This is a genomic window from Streptomyces sp. NPDC001549, from assembly GCF_042894025.1.
GTDB classification, from domain to species: Bacteria; Actinomycetota; Actinomycetes; order Streptomycetales; family Streptomycetaceae; genus Streptomyces; species Streptomyces kutzneri.
Window position 1 is genome coordinate 1 of the sequence record NZ_JBIAVJ010000084.1, and the last position, 1,422, is coordinate 1,422.

Consider the following 1,422-nt stretch of genomic DNA (forward strand, 5'->3'; position numbering starts at 1 on the left):
CTAGTGTGATGCGCCAGAAATCCTGATGGTTATTTCTGCTCGGTTTGCTGGTTGGCGGTTCCGACCTTGGTGAGGTAGTCGGCGAGGGAGTTGAGGATCTCGTCGGCGGTCTTGGTCCAGGTGAAGGGCCGTGGATTCTGGTTCCAGATGTCGATCCACGCGGCGATGTCGTCCTCCAGGGCCTTCACGGACCGGTGGACGCCGCGGCGGATGAGTTTGTCGGTCAGCAGGCCGAACCACCGTTCGACCTGGTTCATCCAGGAGGAACCGGTCGGCGTGAAGTGGACGTGGAAACGCGGGTGCTTGCCGAGCCACGTCTTGATCTCGGCGGTGTTGTGGGTGGCGTAGTTGTCACATACCAGGTGCACCTCGAGCTCGGCGGGCACCGCCTTGTCGATCCGGATCAGGAACTTCTTGAACTCGATCGCCCGGTGGCGGCGGTGCAGCGCCGATATGACAGTGCCGTCCGCGATGTTGAAGGCGGCGAACAGGCTGGTGATGCCGTGCCGGTAGTAGTCGTGGGTCCGGCGTTCAGGCATGCCCGGCATCATCGGCAAGACGGGCTGGGACCGGTCCAGAGCCTGGATCTGGGACTTCTCGTCCACGCAGAGCACTACCGCCTTCTCGGGCGGGTGGTGGTACAGGCCGACGACGTCGACGACCTTGGCGACGAACTGTGGGTCGGTGGACAGTTTGAAGGAATCCTGCAGGTGGGGCTTGAGATCGAACTTCTTCCAGATCCGGCCGATGGTCGACTTCGACAGGCCGGTGCGCCGGGCCATCGAGGCTCGTGACCAGTGCGTGTCCCTGCCCGCGGTCGACTCCAGGGTTGCCACGATGACCTCCTCGACCTGGTCGAGGAGGATCGAGGGCGGCCGGCCCGAGCGGGGCTCGTCATGCAGGCCGTCGAGGCGTTTGGCGATGAACCGGGCCCGCCACCGGTCCACGGTCGACTGGTCGATGCCGAGGTCGGCCGCGGCCTGCTGATTCGTCCCACCCTCCGCGCAACGCAGCACGATCTTGGCCCGCAATGCGAGGAACTGGGCGGTCTTCGCCCGCCGCGCCCACTGCGTCAACTGCCTCCGCTCAGCCTCCTCCAGGACGAGGTCGGCCTTCGGCCGCCCGATCCAGCCGGCGTCCTCAAGCCCGGCGATCCGCTCTGCGGCGAAAGCCCGACGCCACTTGCCCACCGTCTTGGCCTGGACACCGACGATCCGCGCGACACCCGCGTTTGACATGCCATCAGCGCACGCCAGGATGATTCGGGCCTTCTCGGCCGAGCGTCGATGCGGCATACCCGTCCGGCGCACCAACTCGGCGCGCTCGTCTTCGGACAGCGTGATCTCCACAGCAGAAGGACCCGAATGCGACATGACAACAGCGTAGTAAATAACCATCAGGATTTCTGGCGCATCACACTAG

1 protein-coding gene is annotated in these 1,422 nt (G+C 64.9%); it reads right to left on the reverse strand.

All coding sequences use genetic code 11. The features are described from left to right. Positions 1-29: 29 nt before the first annotated feature. Positions 30-1,349: an IS630 family transposase gene (locus ACFY04_RS43690; RefSeq protein WP_389126644.1), complete on the reverse strand. Its 1,320-nt coding sequence runs from the start codon at positions 1,347-1,349 to the stop codon at positions 30-32. Positions 1,350-1,422 lie beyond the last annotated feature (73 nt).